Annotated in this window: 1 protein-coding gene and 1 pseudogene; one reads left to right on the forward strand and one right to left on the reverse strand. The window is 72.4% G+C overall.

Features of this window, described 5'->3' with window-relative positions:
* Positions 1 to 180: pseudogene (locus IEZ00_RS37440) on the forward strand (MFS transporter); the annotation flags it as partial.
* Between the two features lie 27 nt (positions 181 to 207).
* On the opposite strand, the gene IEZ00_RS32295 reads toward IEZ00_RS37440, so the two are convergent.
* A complete protein-coding gene (locus IEZ00_RS32295; protein ID WP_189227168.1) occupies positions 208 to 351 on the reverse strand; it encodes a hypothetical protein in 144 nt (47 codons plus the stop codon).
* Between the last annotated feature and the right edge of the window lie 409 nt (positions 352 to 760).

Genomic DNA, 760 nt, shown 5'->3' on the forward strand with positions numbered 1-760 from the left:
GCGGTCACCGCGCTGCGGACCGCGCAGGGCGGCGGGATCATGCTGGCGGGTCTGGCGGCCACGGCCGTGCCCGCCTCGCTGGTCATCGCCGGAGCGGGCGTTCTGGGCGCCGTGACCGCCGTGGCCGCCGGAGCGGCTTGGCGGCGAGCGGGCGCGGACGCCCCGCCGGTGACGTCGTGATGTCACCGGCGGAGCGGTCCGGAGGGGTCAACGCCGGGCGGGCCACTCGTTGCCCCGGCAGGTCCACTCGTTGCCGCGCAGGGTCCACTCGTTGCCGCGCGCCCCCCACTCGTTGCCGCGGAAGGTCCACTCGTTGCCTCGGCTGGTCCACTCGTTGCCGCGCGTGATCATGGGGTGCTCCTGGGATTCGTGGGTGGTCGCTCCCACCCGGACGGTCTCGTGACGAGGGGTAGTTCTCTGGTTACGGTGCAGGGATACGAGGAAGTGCAGCCAGTAGAGAGCGTGGGATTCCCCATGAGTGTGAACGCGGAGTCACCGCAAGGGCGAATACACGAGCACCGACTGCGCCTGGTTCCCCCTTTCCGGTGGCGACTGTGGGGGCTACCCCGGCCCGTCCTGGCCTATGTGCTGCTGGTCGACGTCGCGGCGCTGGCCGTGATCGCCACCAGCGTCGCGTTCACCGGGGTGACCGGCGCGGACCTGACGCGCTTCCTGGTCCTCACCGCCGCCGCCGTGGTCCACCTGGAGGCCGTGCGCGGGATCGAGCGGCTGCGCGAGGTGGCCGTGGAGAGCGGGCCGT

This window comes from Saccharothrix coeruleofusca (genome assembly GCF_014648515.1).
GTDB classification, from domain to species: domain Bacteria; phylum Actinomycetota; class Actinomycetes; order Mycobacteriales; family Pseudonocardiaceae; genus Actinosynnema; species Actinosynnema coeruleofuscum.